The sequence below is a fragment of the Enterobacter sp. SCRI0065 genome (genome assembly GCF_059766475.1).
This window is the reverse complement of record NZ_JCBAJB010000001.1, coordinates 605,871-622,583: the sequence shown is the minus strand read 5'-3', so window position 1 is coordinate 622,583 and position 16,713 is coordinate 605,871. Positions and strand designations below refer to the sequence as shown.

The window sequence follows — 16,713 nt, the reverse complement described above, 5'->3', positions numbered from 1 at the left end:
TTTACTTGTACCTGATTGCCGGATTGATGGCGGCATACAACACATCCACCACCAGATTGATAAGAATAAATTCCAGTGAGAACAGCAATACTTCAGCCTGAATCACCGGGTAATCGCGCATGTCGACCGAATCCACCAGCAGACGACCTAGCCCCGGCCAGTTAAAGACTTTTTCGACAACAATCGAGCCGCCCAGCAAAAAGCCAAACTGCAGCCCCATCATCGTGACCACCGGAATCATCGAGTTACGCAGGCCATGCTTAAGGATCACCCACTTTTCACTGACCCCTTTTGCCCTTGCGGTGCGCATGTAGTCTTCACTCAGCACATCGACAAACGATGCCCGTGTGAAGCGCGCCATCACCGCAGCCACGGCGGCACCGAGCGTAATCGAGGGCAGAATGTAATGCTTCCAGGTATCCGCTCCAACGGTAGGCAGCCAGCCCAGCTCGACAGAAAATATCTGCATCAACAACATCCCCAGCGCAAACGCCGGGAAGGAGATACCGGTCACTGCCAGCGCCATGCCCAGCTTATCAGGCCAACGGTTGCGCCAGACGGCAGCAATAATCCCTGCCGCCAGACCGAACAGCATCGCCCAGACCATACTGGCAATGGTCAGCCAGAAGGTCGGCATAAAGCGGCTGGCAATCTCTTCCGATACCGGACGACGCGACACCATGGATGTCCCGAAATCCCCTTGCAAAACGTTGGTGATGTAGTGCCAGAACTGCACATACAGCGGTTGATCGAGGCCCAGCTGTTTGCGCACCAGCTCAATCACCGTGGCGTCCGCTTCGGGGCCTGCAATCAGTCGTGCCGGATCGCCCGGCAGCATATGGACAAACAAAAATACCAGCACCGCCACGATCAGTAGCGTCGGGATTAATCCCAGCAGGCGTTTAATGACATAATTCAGCATGCCTTTCCCTTCATCCCGCAGGCTTTAACCTGCGGGATGCGTTTTCTTATTTCAAATCAGCGTCGTCAAAACTAAAGCCCGTATCCGGCATGATGTAGAAACCGGTCAGCGCCTTGTTATGAGCGGAAACCAGTTTTTCGACCACCAGTGGAACCCATGGCGACTCTTTCCAGACCGTATCCTGTGCCTCTTTATACAGACGCGCTTTCTCTTCAGGCTTGGTGGTTTTCAGCGCATCCGACAGGTCTTTATCCACCTGCGGATTGCTGTAGAACGCGGTGTTAAACAGCGTCGGCGGCCAGTTTTGCGACGCGAACAGTGGCGACAGCGCCCAGTCTGCTTCACCCGTCGAGGCCGACCAGCCGGTGTAGAACATTCTTACCCCGCTCTCCTTCTGCCCTTTGGCCTCCACTTCTGCGGCACGTTGACCTGCATCCATGGCGGTCAGTTGCGCTTTAATCCCCACCTGCGCCAACTGCTGCTGCGTAAACTGCAATACTTTCTGTGCGGTGCTGTGATTATGCGACGACCACAGCGTGGTGCTAAAGCCGTTCGGGAATCCGGCCTCTTTCAGCAACGCACGCGCCTTCGCCGGATCGTACGGCCACGGCTGATAGCTTTGGGCATAGGCAATCGATGGCGGCACGATTCCGGTCGCTGGCGTGGCATAGCCCGCAAAGGCTACCTTCACCAGCGCCTGGCGGTTAATGGCATAGTTAATCGCCTCACGCACTTTTGGGTTATCAAATGGCTTTTGCGTGACGTTCATGCTGATGTAGCGTTGCATGATAGACGGGCTGGCCACCAGCTCAAGCTTGCTGTTTTTCTCAAGGATCGCAGCCTGCTCGTAGGGGATCGGGAAGGCAAACTGCGCTTCCCCGGTTTGCAGCATTGCCGCGCGGGTATTGTTATCGACCACCGGACGCCAGGTAATGGAGTCCAGCTTTGGCAGGCCTTTCTGCCAGTAACCGGCAAATTTCTTCACCTTCACAAAATCAGTTTGATTCCAGGTCACCAGCTCGTAAGGCCCCGTTCCCACCGGGTGGAAGCCAATCTCTTTGCCGTATTTTTTCAACGCTTCTGGCGAGATCATCGCCGTCGCCGGGTGCGCCAGAATATTGATAAACGCCGAGAACGGTTCTTTGAGGGTGATTTTCACCGTCACGGGATCGACCGCCTCGGTGCTGGCGATATTTTTGTAGAGGTTATAGCGCTTAAGGCTGTTTTCCGGATTGCTGGCACGATCGAGGTTGGCTTTTACCGCTTCAGCGTTAAAGTCTGTGCCGTCCTGGAACTTCACGCCGCTGCGCAGTTTCAGGGTATACACCAGCCCGTCATCAGAAACGGTATAGCTTTCGGCCAGCACGTTTTTCAGCTTCATGTCTTTATCAAGGCCAAACAGCCCCTGATAGAACGACTTCGCTACCGCCTGCGACAGCGTGTCGTTCGCATCATACGGATCCAGCGTCGTAAAATTGGACGCCACCGCGACCACCACATCTTTAGCAGCGAATGCGGGAGTGGCGGCCAGCGCTGCCGTTACGCTTGCAGCTAACAGCCATGTACGAGCAACATATTTTGTCATTGTATTCCCCTGTTGTTCCCTGTCTGTCAAAAGTTATAACCGCGAAAACGCATTGCCCTGACGCGGAGGTGCCACAAAATGTCCTGGGCCAACTTCGCGTAACACAACCCGCTCCATTGACTCTCCCCGCTTACGAATATTGCTCGGCATCTCATCTTGCAGGAGCACGCGTTGACCGTGTCGATGCGTCGGGTCAGCGACCGGCACGGCGGCCATGAGCTTACGGGTATACGGATGCTGAGGGTTTTCAAACACCGCGCGACGCGGCCCTATCTCTACAATTTGTCCCATGTACATCACCGCCACGCGATGACTAATACGCTCAACTACCGCCATATCATGGGAAATAAACAAAAAGGCGATGCCCATCTCCCGCTGCAAATCAAGCAGCAGGTTGATGATTTGCGCGCGAATGGAAACGTCCAGCGCAGACACCGACTCATCGGCAATCACAACTTTTGGGTTTAATGCCAGCGCTCGGGCGATGCAGATTCGCTGGCGCTGTCCACCGGAAAACTCGTGCGGATAACGCCAGGCATGTTCCGGCTTTAATCCGACACGCTCCAGTAACCATGCCACGCGATGCTGGGCCTCTTCCCCTGCCAATAAACCATGTACCCGAAGTGGCTCCATAATCGAGTAACCCACGGTCTGACGGGGATCCAGCGATGCGTAAGGATCCTGAAAGATAAACTGGATATCGCGGCGCAGCGCCTGTAACCGACCCGTCGGCAGCGTATCAATGCGCTCGCCGTTGAACAGAATGCTACCTTCCTGCGACTCCACCAGTCTGAGCAACGCCCGCCCGGTGGTCGATTTACCGCAGCCTGATTCTCCCACCAGCGCCAGCGTTTCGCCGGGCCAAAGGTCAAAGCTGACGTTTTCAACCGCATGCACCTCCCGCTTCACACGGTTGAAAATACCGCCGCGTAAGGGGAAACGAGTCACCAAATCACGCACCTGTAAAATAGGCTCGCCGGGGACGACCGTGTCCTGCTCCGTTTCGGCTTCCTGTTGTCCAGGCTTGTTGAGCGAAATCAGCGGAAAACGACGCGGTAAATCACTGCCATTCATGGCACCAAGACGCGGTACGGCAGCCAGTAGGGCCTGAGTATACGGGTGCTTTGGGGCGTGAAAAATCTGCTCAACGCTGCCGCTTTCCACCGCCTCGCCCCGATACATCACCAGCACTCGATCGGCAATATCGGCCACTACGCCCATATCATGGGTGATAAATATCACCCCCATTTCCATCTCCTGCTGTAGCACCTTAATCAGTTGCAGGATCTGAGCCTGAATAGTGACATCCAGTGCGGTGGTCGGTTCATCGGCAATCAGCACCGCAGGACGACATGAAAGCGCCATGGCGATCATAACGCGCTGGCGCATCCCACCCGAAAGCTGATGCGGGTATCGGGTCACAATATCTTGCGCTTCGGGGATACGCACCTGTTCGAGCATGCGCTGGGCCTCCATCAGCGCCGCTTCGCGATTCAACCCCTGATGCAGGCGAATCGACTCGGCTATCTGCTCACCCACCGGAAAGACCGGGTTAAGCGAGGTCATCGGCTCCTGGAAAATCATCGCCATGTCCGCGCCGCGCACGCCCTGCATTTGCGACTGGCTGAGTGTTGTCAGATCGGTCACCTGCTGGTTACGCCGGCGCAGCAGCATACTGTCGCACTGGACGATTGCGCCTGCCTGTTCCAGCAGACGCATCAGCGACAGCGCGGTCACCGATTTACCGGAACCCGATTCGCCGACAATCGCCAGCGTCTCACCGCGCTTAAGAGAAAACGAGAGATGACTTACTGCCGGGACCGGTCGCCGCTCTTCCTGAAAGGCAATATTCAGGTTGTGGACGGCCAGAACTTCCTGGCGGTCCAATTCGTTACTGTGCGGCACCGCGTACCCCCTTATTCACGATAAATACCTGTCGTCGGTGTATCGCCCGCATAGCCCCAGGCGCGATACATACCTTCACTGTTAAACGGTAGCGCCACGTTGCCTTCACGATCGACGGCAATCAGTCCGCCGCTTCCACCCAGCGCCGGGAGTTTTTCCATTACGACGCGCTCACAGGCTTCTGCGAGGCTCAGATTGCCGTAATCCATCAATGCGGCAATATCGTATGCCGCAAGGGTGCGAATAAACACTTCGCCGGTTCCGGTACAGGACACCGCTACGCTTGTGTTATTGGCATAGCAACCCGCTCCAGGCAACGGGCTATCCCCCACCCGTCCCGGGAGTTTGTTGGTCATCCCGCCGGTCGATGTCGCCGCCGCCAGATTGCCTGCTTTATCTAAAGCAACCGCACCCACGGTGCCCATTTTGGTGCTCTCATCCAGCGGTGCTGAATGATCGAGCTGGGTAATGCCCGCCGTTCTGGCCTCCAGCAGTTGCTGGTAGCGTTCAGGTGTAGAGAAGGTTTCGGGTGGAACGGTTTCCATTCCGTGTTCAGAGGCAAACTTTTCAGCACCCGCTCCCACCAGCAGCACGTGCGGACTTTGCTCCATCACCAGACGCGCCGCCAGAACAGGATTACGCAGATGGCTAACGCCTGCTACCGCGCCCACGTTCAACGTGTTGCCATCCATCACGCAGGCATCCAGCTCGTGGGTTTCATCGCGGGTAAAGACCGCACCGATACCCGCATTAAACAGCGGACACTCTTCCAGCAAACGCACCGCTTCGGTGACGACGTCCAGCGCGCTCGCACCGTTTTCCAGCATTCGTTGGCCGGTTTCCACAATGGCAGATAACGCATCGATATAGCGTTTTTCCTGCTCCGGACTTAACTTTGCGCGGGTGATTGCCCCTGCTCCGCCGTGTATCGCGATGACCGCATTACTCATTTCCATCACCCATCAGCGTAAAACCGCTGCTTTTTCTATAAATATCATTATCGTCGCCGGAGCATCAGATGATTTTTGAATATAGAAAGACGCGAGTGTGATGTAAAGGCTAAGCCCATGGTGTCATACAGTTAGCGGCACTTTTCTGCCATAATGGGCGCTTTCGCTGTTATCCCGCAGGAGTGACCCATGGATTTTACCGCCGGACTGATGCCGCTTGATACGGCACTCGCGCAGATGCTCGACCAGGTTTCCTCAATTAAAGAGCACGAAACGCTACCTCTGCTGCGCTGTTTTGGTCGCGTAAGCGCCAGCAATATTGTCTCTCCGCTGAACGTTCCGGGTTTTGATAACTCGGCGATGGACGGTTACGCGGTACGTCTTGCCGATCTTCATGCGGGACATGCCTTGCCGGTTGCCGGTAAAGCTTTTGCGGGGCAGCCTTTCCAGGGCGAATGGCCGCAAGGTACCTGTCTTCGCATTATGACCGGCGCACCAGTGCCCGCAGATTGTGATGCGGTGGTGATGCAAGAAGAGACCGAGCAAACTGACGAAGGCGTGCGTTTTACCGCCAGCGTCAAGGCGAACCAAAATATTCGCCGCGCCGGGGAAGATATCACTCAAGGCGCGACCGTTTTTGCCGCTGGCACAAAACTAACGGCCGCCGAACTGCCGGTGCTGGCTTCGCTGGGTATTGCGGAAATCGACGTGATACGCAAGGTGCGTGTCGCGCTATTCTCCACTGGCGACGAACTGCAACTGCCGGGCCAACCGTTGAAAGACGGTCAAATCTACGATACCAACCGCCTGGCTGTGCATTTGATGCTGGAACAGCTGGGCTGTGAAGTCATTAACCTGGGCATTATCCCGGACGATCCGCAGCAGCTACGTGCAGCGTTTATCGAAGCGGATAACTCCGCCGATGTGGTGATCAGTTCTGGTGGCGTGTCCGTTGGCGAAGCTGATTACACCAAAACCATGCTCGATGAGCTGGGCAAAATCAGTTTCTGGAAATTAGCCATTAAACCGGGCAAGCCGTTCGCGTTCGGCAAGCTCGAGCACAGCTGGTTCTGCGGCCTGCCGGGCAATCCAGTCTCTGCGGCCCTGACGTTCTATCAGCTGGTACAACAGCTGCTGGCAAAATTGTCGGGTAATACCGGACACACCTTGCCTGCTCGTCAGCGCGTTCGTGCTGCCACACGCTTTAAAAAATCCCCCGGTCGTCTGGATTTCCAGCGCGGCATTCTGGCGCGTAATGCCGAGGGCGACCTTGAAGTGAGCACGACCGGCCATCAGGGGTCGCATATTTTCAGCTCCTTCAGCCAGGGCAACTGTTTTATCGTGCTGGAACGTGAGCGCGGGAATGTGGAAGCTGGCGAGTGGGTCGAAGTCGAAGCCTTTAACCATTTGTTTGGAGGCTAACGATGGCGGTGGAACTGAGCGACCAGGAGATGATGCGCTACAACCGCCAGATTGTGCTGCGCGGTTTTGATTTCGACGGGCAAGAAGCACTTAAAGCCGCCAGCGTGTTAGTAGTGGGTTTGGGCGGATTAGGTTGCGCAGCCGCGCAGTATCTGGCGGCGGCAGGCGTGGGTAAGATGACGCTGCTGGATTTCGATACCGTTTCGGTGTCGAATCTGCAACGCCAGACGTTGCACAGCGACGCCACTGTCGGCCAGCCTAAAGTCGTGTCCGCCCGCGCTGCGCTCGCGCGTATCAATCCAAACGTTCAGTTTACCCTGATTGATGCCCTGCTTGATGACGACGCGCTGAATGCACAGATTGCGAAGCACGACGTAGTCATGGATTGCACCGATAACGTGGCGATCCGCAATCAGTTAAATAGCGGATGTTTTGCCCATAAAACGCCGCTGGTTTCCGGGGCGGCTATTCGCATGGAGGGGCAGATTAGCGTATTTACTTACGCTGACGGCGAACCCTGCTATCGCTGCTTAAGCCGCCTTTTTGGCGAGAACGCGTTAACCTGCGTAGAAGCAGGAGTAATGGCGCCACTGGTTGGGGTGATCGGGTCGATGCAGGCGATGGAAACCATCAAATTGCTGGCGCATTACGGCACGCCAGCGGCGGGTAAAATCGTGATGTATGACGCGATGACCTGTCAGTTCCGCGAGATGAAATTGATGTGTAATCCGGGGTGTGAGGTGTGTGGCGCATCGCGAAATGCCGGGTAGCCCCGGCAACGGTGTTAAAGAGATGTTCTGCCAAACGCACTCTGCCAGTCCTGCTCAAATTTCACAATTGCGGCATCCACTGCGGGTGAGCTAATAAACTGCTGCGCGACGTCCAGCGGCAGGGTAATCGATTCACAACCGGCCAACATGCAGTCCAGCGCCTGACGCGGAGTTTTAAAGCTCGCGGCCAGCACTTTCGAATGTGGCGCATGCAGCGTCAGCAGTTGCTGTAATTCAATCACGGTTTGAATCCCATCGCCGCCCTGGGCATCTACGCGATTCACATAGGGTGCGACATATTCTGCGCCTGCCAGGGCAGAAAACATCCCCTGCGCGGCACCGTAAACTGCGGTACCCAGCGTCGGAATACCTTCCGCTTTCAGCATTTTAATCGCCGCCAGCCCTTCAGCATTGACCGGGACTTTGACGACAAGGTCCTTAATGATCGCGCGAAGCATACGCGCCTCTTCCACCATACCTTCGGCGCTCGCCGCCATGACCTGTGCGAACAAACGCCCTTTGCCACCTAATGCGTCATGCAATTCTGGCAGCAAAACGTCTAGCGGTTTTTTACCCGCCGCCACAATGCTTGGGTTAGTGGTGACGCCTGCCAGCGGGAAGATGCGTGCCAGTTTTTTGACTGCGACAACGTCAGATGTGTCGAGATAAAGTTCCATGATGTAACCCTCAAATTTAGCCTGCAATAACCCTACCACGTAAAAACCCGCCTCAGAGTTGACCCACATCAAAATAACTTTCATTCGAAAGTTATTTAATCTTCATACGCAACAAGAGGTGAAATTATGATCTTCAATATTCAGCGCTACTCAACCCACGACGGCCCCGGTATTCGAACCGTGGTGTTCCTTAAGGGCTGCTCATTAGGCTGTCGCTGGTGTCAGAATCCGGAGAGTCGTTCCCGCACACGGGATGTGCTGTTTGACGCGCGTCTGTGCCTTGATGGCTGCGACCTGTGCCAACAGGCGGCCCCTGGCATCATCGATCGTGCGCTGAACGGGATTGTCATCCACCGCGAAAAACTCAACGAGGCGCACCTTGATGCGCTCGTCGACTGCTGCCCGACGCAGGCATTGACCGTCTGCGGTGAAGAAAAACAGGTCGAAGAGATTATGGCGACCGTCATGCGCGACAAGCCCTTCTACGATCGCAGCGGCGGCGGAATAACCCTTTCCGGCGGTGAGCCGTTTATGAGCCCCGATTTGGCGCAAGCGTTGTTCAAGGCGAGCCACGAGCAGGGTATTCATACCGCCGTTGAAACCTGTCTTCACGTGCCGTGGCACTATATCGAACCTTCTCTACCCTATGTCGATTTGTTTCTTGCGGACCTTAAACACGTCGATGGCGATGTCTTTAAGCAATGGACCGATGGTTCGGCTAAGCGTGTTCTGGACAACCTGAAACGTTTGGCCGCTGCCGGCAAACAGCTCACCATCCGCGTCCCGCTGATTCCGGGTTTTAACGCTGATGAAGCGTCGATTAAAGCCATCACCCGTTTTGCCGCAGACGAACTGAACGTCCGCGATATCCATTTCCTGCCGTACCACACCCTTGGCATGAACAAATATACCCTGCTCGGCCAACCTTACTCTGCCCCTGATAAACCGCTCGATAACCCTGCGTTGCTGGACTTTGCCCAGGAGTTTGCTTGCCAGAATGGGTTAACCGCGACCTTACGAGGATAATGTTATGACACAGCTTAATCTGAACACCCTGACTGACCGCATTAAGGCGCACAAAACCGCTCTGGTGCACATCGTTAAGCCGCCGGTCTGTACCGAACGTGCCCAGCATTACACCGACATGTACCAGCAACATATGGACAAACCTATCCCGGTACGTCGTGCGCTGGCGCTGGCGCATCATCTGGCTGAACGCACCATCTGGATCAAACACGATGAACTGATTATCGGTAACCAGGCAAGCGAAGTGCGCGCGGCCCCGATCTTCCCGGAATACACCGTGTCGTGGATCGAAAAAGAGATTGATGACCTGGCCGATCGCCCGGGCGCAGGTTTTGCCGTCAGTGAAGAGAACAAGCGCGTACTGCATGATGTCTGCCCGTGGTGGCGCGGCCAGACGGTCCAGGATCGCTGCTACGGAATGTTCACCGACGAGCAAAAAGGCCTGTTAGAAACCGGTATCATTAAAGCCGAAGGCAACATGACCTCCGGGGATGCGCACCTGGCGGTGAATTTCCCGCTGCTGCTCGAAAAAGGCCTCGACGGCATGCGTGCCAAAGTTGCCGAACGTCGTACCCGTATCAACCTGACCGTACTGGAAGACCTGCACGGCGATCAGTTCCTGAAAGCAATTGATATCGTGCTGGAGGCCGTAAGCCTGCATATCCAACGCTTCGCCGAGCTGGCGCGAAAAATGGCGGCGACCGAAACCCGCGAAAGCCGTCGCGACGAGCTGCTGGCAATGGCAGAAAACTGCGACGTGATTGCTCACGAGCCGCCAAAAACCTTCTGGCAGGCGCTGCAACTGTGCTACTTCATTCAACTGATTCTGCAAATCGAGTCCAATGGTCACTCCGTTTCCTTTGCGCGTATGGACCAGTACTTGTACCCGTTCTACCGCCGTGACGTTGAACTCGACCACACGCTGGGTCGCGAACAGGCGATCGAAATGCTGCACAGCTGCTGGCTGAAACTGCTGGAAGTGAACAAGATCCGCTCCGGCTCCCACTCTAAGGCTTCGGCAGGCAGCCCGCTGTATCAGAACGTGACCATTGGCGGGCAGAAACTGGTCAACGGCGAACCAATGGATGCGGTCAACCCTCTCTCCTACGCCATTCTGGAATCCTGTGGTCGTCTGCGCTCCACCCAGCCAAACCTGAGCGTGCGTTATCACGCGGGCATGAGCAACGACTTCCTCGACGCGTGCGTACAGGTAATCCGCTGTGGCTTTGGGATGCCAGCATTTAACAACGACGAGATTGTTATCTCTGAGTTCATCAAGCTGGGCGTGGAAAAAGAAGATGCCTACGACTACGCGGCCATTGGCTGCATCGAAACCGCGGTAGGCGGCAAATGGGGCTATCGCTGCACCGGCATGAGCTTTATTAACTTTGCCCGCGTCATGCTTGCTGCAATGGAAGGTGGTCGCGACGCCACCAGCGGTAAGGTGTTCCTGCCACATGAAAAAGCGCTCTCTGCGGGCAACTTCGATAATTTCGAGCAGGTGATGGATTCCTGGGACAATCAGATTCGTTACTACACCCGTAAATCCATTGAGATTGAGTACGTGGTGGACACGATGCTCGAAGAGAACGTGCACGATATTCTCTGCTCCGCGCTGGTGGATGATTGCATCGAACGCGCAAAAAGCATCAAAGAAGGTGGCGCGAAGTATGACTGGGTATCCGGTCTGCAGGTCGGCATTGCTAACCTGGGCAACAGCCTGGCAGCGGTGAAAAAACTGGTCTTCGAACAGGGTACGATTGGTCAGCAGCAGCTGGCGGCGGCGCTGGCGGATGATTACGAAGGCCTGACTCATGAACAGCTGCGTCAGCGCCTGATCAACGGCGCACCGAAGTACGGCAACGACGATGACAGCGTTGATTTACTGTTGGCTCGCGCGTACCAGACCTATATCGAAGAGTTGAAGCAGTATCATAACCCGCGCCACGGTCGCGGTCCGATTGGCGGCAACTACTATGCTGGCACATCGTCTATTTCCGCCAACGTACCATTCGGCGCAGCGACCATGGCGACGCCTGACGGGCGTAAGGCGTACACCCCACTGGCAGAAGGCGCAAGCCCGGCATCCGGAACCGATCACCTCGGCCCAACGGCGGTCATTGGCTCCGTCGGTAAACTTCCAACCGAAGCGATTTTGGGTGGCGTACTCTTAAACCAGAAGCTGAACCCAGCGACGCTGGAAAATGATTCGGACCGCCAGAAGTTGATGGTGCTGCTGCGGACCTTCTTCGAGGTGCATAAAGGCTGGCATATTCAGTACAACATTGTCTCACGCGAAACGTTGCTGGAAGCCAAGAAACATCCGGATCAGTATCGCGATCTCGTGGTGCGCGTTGCGGGTTACTCGGCGTTCTTTACCGCCCTGTCTCCTGACGCGCAGGACGATATCATCGCGCGCACGGAGCATACGCTCTAGTTTGAAGGCCCTGATGCCCGGTGGCGATACGCTAACCGGGCATTTTTGCTTTCATTCGAAATTAATTTGTGGTTTTGGTCACATTGTTATTAGAATGTTTCTGGTCACAGTTATATCCAGGAGCTCAATGTATGACCGTAAAAGTTATCGTCACCGATATGGACGGAACTTTCCTTGATGATGCCAAGCAGTACGATCGCGACCGCTTTCAGGCACAATTCCAGCAGCTTCAGGCCCGTGACATTGAGTTTGTCGTCGCCAGTGGCAATCAGTATTACCAGCTCATCTCCTTCTTCCCGGAACTGAAAAATCAGATCTCTTTTGTGGCGGAAAACGGCGCGCTGGTGTTCGATCATGGCGAGAAAATTTTCCATGGCGAACTGACCCGCCACGAATCGCAAATCGTTATCGGTGAATTATTAAAAGATAAACAGCTCAACTTCGTCGCCTGCGGGCTAGAGAGCGCTTACGTCAGTGATAAAGCCCCGGACGAGTTTGTCGAACTGATGTCAAAGCACTATCACCGCCTCAAACGCATCAGCAATTATCACGAGATTGACGACGTCCTGTTTAAGTTCTCGCTCAACCTGCCCGACAGCGATATTCCTGATTTAATCGACAAGCTGCACGTCTCGCTGGACGGCATCATGAAGCCGGTCACCAGCGGTTTTGGCTTTGTCGATTTGATTATCCCCGGTCTGCACAAAGCCAACGGCATTAGCCGTCTGCTTAAGCGCTGGAAGATTTCCCCGCAGGAGTGTGTGGCCATTGGCGACAGCGGTAACGACGCCGAGATGCTTAAGCTGGTGAAATACTCTTATGCCATGGGCAACGCCGCAGAGGCTATCAAAGCCATCAGTCATTACCGTGCCGAAGATAACAACCACCAGGGCGCACTGAACGTCATTCAGGCCGTGCTCGATAACGCTGAACCCTTCAACGTCTGACCCTTCCTTCGCCGGGGCAACGCTCCGGCTCATCACTGTTTTTCCAACCTGTGGCTTACATCAAGTTTTTAAACTTGCATTAACTTCTTTTTAACTTAAAGTATCACTTGTAAATACTTTTACTTTCGAATGAAAGATTGAGAGGCGGTTATGACGTTAACATTTACCAGTGAGACTTTACCTGCGGACCCCAAAGCCGCTATCCGCCAGATGAAACGCGAACTGCGGGCGCAGATCGGTGACGTGCAGGCGGTTTTCGACAAACTGAGCGATAAGATCGCGACGCGCGTGGCAGAGATTAACGCTCTGAAAAAGCGCGGCGAATCCGTCTGGCCGGTGATTCCTTTCGACGATGTGAAGGACGGTAACATTACCGAGGCCCAGCGTGAGGCGGTCAAACGCCGTGGATGCGCGGTTATCAAAGGTCATTTTCCTCGCGAGCAGGCGCTGGCGTGGGATAACGCGATGCTCGACTACCTCGATCTCAATCGATTTGACGATGTGTATAAAGGGCCGGGCGATAACTTCTTTGGCACCTTAACGGCGTCTCGCCCGGAAATTTACCCGATTTACTGGTCCCAGTCGCAAATGCAGGCCCGTCAAAGCGAAGCAATGGCGCAGGTACAATCATTTCTGAACCGTTTATGGACATTCGAGAGCAACGGCAAGCAGTGGTTTAATCCTGACGTCAGTGTGATCTATCCGGATCGTATCCGCCGTCGCCCACCGGGAACCACCTCCAAAGGACTGGGTGCGCATACGGATTCTGGCGCGCTTGAACGCTGGCTGCTGCCGGCTTATCAGCAGGTATTTGCTCGGGTGTTTGATGGCAACATCGAGCAATACGATCCGTGGAACGCGGCGCACCGTACCGAAGTGGAAGAATATACCGTGGATAACACCACCAAGTGTTCCGTGTTCCGTACCTTCCAGGGGTGGACGGCACTGTCCGATATGATCCCGAATCAGGGCCTGCTGCACGTCGTGCCAATTCCCGAAGCGATGGCCTACATTTTGCTGCGCCCGCTGTACCTGAAGATGAACTCTGCGGCGTCGCACCAGGTCGCGTGCTGCCGATTTCCGAGAAGTGGCATCCGCTGCTCATCGAAGCGCTGACCAGTATTCCAGCGCTGGAAGCGGGTGATTCCGTGTGGTGGCATTGCGATGTGATTCACTCCGTGGCTCCGGTCGAAAACCAGCAAGGCTGGGGCAACGTGATGTATATTCCGGCCGCACCACTGTGCGAGAAGAACCTCGCCTACGCGAAGAAGGTCAAAGCGGCACTCGAAACCGGGGCATCACCGGGTGATTTCCCGCGTGAGGATTACGAAAAAAGCTGGCAGGACCGCTTTACCGTGAACGACCTGAATATCCACGGTAAGCGCGCGCTCGGCATGGCCTAATCGTCGTATAATCCTTCCCGCTCAACGGCGGTGCGTCGTTTTCCCTGACGTATCCGCCGCACCGATTCCCTGACCGCCAGCGTACCGTTTAACAGCAGCGTCCCGATGGGAGCGTCCGGTCGCATTAATCGCTGCTGGAGCATATGTACCGCCTCAGTCCCCAGCTCATCACGCGGAACGTGTACCGCCGTTAAGGGCACATCCTGGATTGCTGCCAGATTAAAACCGTCGATGCTCATGACCGACACATCCTGCGGAACACGCAGGCCATGCTTTTGCAAGGCGCTGATGGTTCCCGCCGCCATAAAATCCCCACCCACCAGGAACGCCGTCGGCAGGTTTTTTGCTGCCGTTTGGCTGAGCCATTCACTCACCTGCTGCTCGGTTTCTTTGGCGCTGAAGCTCGGCACCACCAGCAGATCGCGTTTGTCGTTGAACTTCAGGTTGTGCGTGAGCCAGGCCTCGCGGATCCCCGCCAGACGCTGTTCCATCGTGTACCGCCGCAGGCAGAGTACGTTCAGCACCTCGCGGTGCCCCATCTCGAACAGATAGTCTGCCGCCAGCTCTCCAATGGCCCGGTGGTCGGGCGCGACGGCGGGTATGCGCATCCGGCGATCCCGACAGTTAATCAGCATCGCAGGTTTACCCACATCGACGGTCAGATCGTGAATATGCGGATCGTCAATGCCGAGCAGGATGGCCGCCTGGGTATCGGTTTCGTTCATTCGTGCTAAAAACAGCTGGGCATCGCCGTCGTTTTCTTCCAGAGCGCAGTAGCGCAGCCTGACCTCGTGAGAAGCCAAAGCTTTGCTCACGCTTTGGATCACGCGGTAATAAAAGATGTCGGACCGCTCGTCAAAGGCCCGCTGCGGCGCAAAGACCATCAGACTGTTCAGCAGCAATCGACCCGCCGCCATGCCGTCCATTACGCCGAGCTCCCGTGCGCATTCCAGCACCTTTTTTCGCGCTTTTTCGCTGGTATTGGCCTTCCCCGCCAGCACCCTAGAAACGGTACTGATTGAGAGCTGAGTTCGGGTGGCGATTTCCGCGATTTTTAGCCTTTTATCCATTTTGTGATCTCGCTCCATTTGCTAAATGTAAAAATTTTCATAGCATCGAGATTAAGCAATGACTGGGTTTCGAAGCATCATGACAAATCCAGACGCTTTATTATGAGAAATCTTGCACAAAATCCGCTATTGTCCACTCTTTTTCTCCCTTAAGGTGAACTTGTCACACATCTTCCATACTAGTTGTATACCAACTTGAAGTCATAAAACAGATAACTATCAAAGCAATAAAAATCGGTGTGACAACTAAAACCCTTTCCCTACCGTCCGTCTTGTGGAGATAAAAATGAGTCAGGACATTAATAACCCCGTTGTGGCAAGCAAAACCCGTCGCGTCATTAAGAACCTGCGCTGGTATGTGCTGGTACTGTTTTTACTGGGCGTCACGGTTAACTACATTACCCGTAACTCGTTGGGTATCCTCGCTCCCGAGCTCAAAGAGAGCATGGGGATTACGACCGAGCAATACTCGTGGATCGTGGGTGCCTTCCAGATTGCCTATACCATTTTCCAGCCGCTGTGCGGCTGGCTGATTGACGTCATCGGCCTGAAGATTGGCTTTATGGTATGCGCCGGGATCTGGGCACTGATGTGTATTTTCCACGCGGGTGCCAGCAGCTGGCTACACCTGGCCGTTCTGCGCTTCTTTATGGGCGCATCCGAAGCCGCCGCCACGCCTGCTAACGCCAAAACGATTGGCGAATGGTTCCCGAAATCCGAACGCCCTATCGCCGCAGGCTGGGCGGGAGTTGGCTTCTCAATTGGTGCCATGCTGGCCCCGCCGATTATTTACTTCGCGCATGCCTCCTTCGGCTGGCAAGGCGCATTCATGTTTACCGGCGTGCTGGCGCTGCTGTGGGTCATTTTGTGGTGGGCGTTCTACCATAATCCGGAACAGCACCCTAACCTGGGCAAGGACGAACTGGCATTTATCCAGCAGGATAACGAACCACCTGCCGTAAAGCTGCCCTTTCTGACCGCATTGAAAACCGTCTCCAAAAACAAACGCTTTTACGGCATCGCGATCCCTGCCTTTATGGCAGAACCGGCCTGGGCCGTCCTGAGCTTCTGGGTTCCTCTGTATCTCGCCAAAGAGCACGGCATGGACCTGAAGCAAATTGCCATGTTCGCCTGGCTGCCGTTCCTCGCCGCCGATCTCGGCAGCGTCGCAAGCGGCTATCTCACCCGTCTGTATACCCGCCTTTTCGGCTGCACCCGCGTTAACTCGGTAGTGGCAAGTTCGGTGACTGGCGCGTTTCTGATGATCTCGCTGACGGCGGTTGCGATCACCCGCGATCCTTACGTCACCATCGCCCTGATCTCCATCGGCGGGTTCGGCCACCAGATCATCTCCTGCATGCTGAGCGCGCTGGTAGTGGAGTCCTTTGATAAAGGCCAGATGGCGACCGTCAACGGCATGCGTGGTTCTGCTGCGTGGATCGCCAGCTTCCTGTTCTCGCTGTTAATCGGCGTCACCGCCGACAAAATCGGCTTTAACCCGCTCTTTATTGCCATGGGTTTCTTTGACCTGATTGGCGCTGTATTCCTGGTAGCATTTATTGCTGAACGTCGCGCCAAGCGCGCCTGATAGTGGATGTA

12 protein-coding genes and 1 pseudogene are annotated in these 16,713 nt (G+C 55.3%); 7 read left to right on the top strand and 6 right to left on the bottom strand.

Annotated elements, in window-relative coordinates; all coding sequences use genetic code 11:
• Nucleotide 1: 1 nt before the first annotated feature.
• The 4 genes from gsiC to iaaA are packed head-to-tail and all read right to left on the bottom strand — an operon-like array spanning nt 2 to nt 5,362.
• Nucleotides 2–922 carry a glutathione ABC transporter permease GsiC gene (gene gsiC / locus AC6EMZ_RS03010; RefSeq protein WP_498400890.1) on the bottom strand — a complete coding sequence of 307 codons (921 nt, stop codon included), beginning with the start codon at nt 920–922 and terminating at the stop codon, nt 2–4.
• A gap of 46 nt (nt 923–968) precedes the next feature.
• On the bottom strand, nt 969–2,507 hold the full coding sequence (gene gsiB / locus AC6EMZ_RS03005) for a glutathione ABC transporter substrate-binding protein GsiB (RefSeq protein ID WP_498400889.1): 1,539 nt from the start codon (nt 2,505–2,507) through the stop codon (nt 969–971).
• A 33-nt stretch (nt 2,508–2,540) separates the two neighbouring features.
• On the bottom strand, nt 2,541–4,412 hold the full coding sequence (gsiA, locus tag AC6EMZ_RS03000) for a glutathione ABC transporter ATP-binding protein GsiA (RefSeq protein WP_498400888.1): 1,872 nt from the start codon (nt 4,410–4,412) through the stop codon (nt 2,541–2,543).
• Between the two features lie 11 nt (nt 4,413–4,423).
• Entirely contained in the window at nt 4,424–5,362 is a 939-nt protein-coding gene (gene iaaA / locus AC6EMZ_RS02995; RefSeq protein WP_498400887.1) for a beta-aspartyl-peptidase, read from the bottom strand.
• Nucleotides 5,363–5,551: 189 nt separating this feature from the next.
• Between iaaA and moeA the strand changes: the two genes are divergently transcribed.
• Together moeA and moeB are read left to right on the top strand one after the other, a co-directional pair.
• Entirely contained in the window at nt 5,552–6,784 is a 1,233-nt protein-coding gene (moeA, locus tag AC6EMZ_RS02990) for a molybdopterin molybdotransferase MoeA (protein WP_498400886.1), read from the top strand.
• A 2-nt stretch (nt 6,785–6,786) separates the two neighbouring features.
• A complete protein-coding gene (gene moeB / locus AC6EMZ_RS02985; RefSeq protein ID WP_498400885.1) occupies nt 6,787–7,554 on the top strand; it encodes a molybdopterin-synthase adenylyltransferase MoeB in 768 nt (255 codons plus the stop codon).
• 14 nt (nt 7,555–7,568) lie between these two features.
• Here moeB and fsa read toward each other — a convergent pair whose 3' ends face one another.
• The gene (gene fsa, locus AC6EMZ_RS02980; protein WP_498401464.1) at nt 7,569–8,231 is read right to left on the bottom strand and encodes a fructose-6-phosphate aldolase; all 663 of its coding nucleotides are present in this window, start codon (nt 8,229–8,231) and stop codon (nt 7,569–7,571) included.
• Nucleotides 8,232–8,357: 126 nt separating this feature from the next.
• On the opposite strand from fsa, the gene AC6EMZ_RS02975 reads away from it, so the two are divergent.
• The 4 genes and pseudogenes from AC6EMZ_RS02975 (at nt 8,358) to AC6EMZ_RS02960 (ending at nt 14,044) form a co-directional block, all read left to right on the top strand.
• On the top strand, nt 8,358–9,257 hold the full coding sequence (locus AC6EMZ_RS02975) for a glycyl-radical enzyme activating protein (protein WP_498400884.1): 900 nt from the start codon (nt 8,358–8,360) through the stop codon (nt 9,255–9,257).
• Nucleotides 9,258–9,261: 4 nt separating this feature from the next.
• On the top strand, nt 9,262–11,694 hold the full coding sequence (locus AC6EMZ_RS02970; RefSeq protein WP_498400883.1) for a formate C-acetyltransferase/glycerol dehydratase family glycyl radical enzyme: 2,433 nt from the start codon (nt 9,262–9,264) through the stop codon (nt 11,692–11,694).
• Nucleotides 11,695–11,825: 131 nt separating this feature from the next.
• Nucleotides 11,826–12,641 carry a Cof-type HAD-IIB family hydrolase gene (locus AC6EMZ_RS02965; protein ID WP_498400882.1) on the top strand — a complete coding sequence of 272 codons (816 nt, stop codon included), beginning with the start codon at nt 11,826–11,828 and terminating at the stop codon, nt 12,639–12,641.
• A 150-nt stretch (nt 12,642–12,791) separates the two neighbouring features.
• Nucleotides 12,792–14,044, top strand: a pseudogene (locus tag AC6EMZ_RS02960) (DUF1479 domain-containing protein).
• Here AC6EMZ_RS02960 and AC6EMZ_RS02955 read toward each other — a convergent pair.
• On the bottom strand, nt 14,041–15,114 hold the full coding sequence (locus AC6EMZ_RS02955) for a LacI family DNA-binding transcriptional regulator (RefSeq protein ID WP_498400881.1): 1,074 nt from the start codon (nt 15,112–15,114) through the stop codon (nt 14,041–14,043). The pseudogene AC6EMZ_RS02960 and the gene AC6EMZ_RS02955 sit on opposite strands and share 4 nt — an antisense overlap.
• A 286-nt stretch (nt 15,115–15,400) precedes the next feature.
• Between AC6EMZ_RS02955 and AC6EMZ_RS02950 the strand changes: the two genes are divergently transcribed.
• The gene (locus tag AC6EMZ_RS02950) at nt 15,401–16,702 is read left to right on the top strand and encodes an MFS transporter (protein ID WP_498400880.1); all 1,302 of its coding nucleotides are present in this window, start codon (nt 15,401–15,403) and stop codon (nt 16,700–16,702) included.
• Nucleotides 16,703–16,713: the final 11 nt, after the last annotated feature.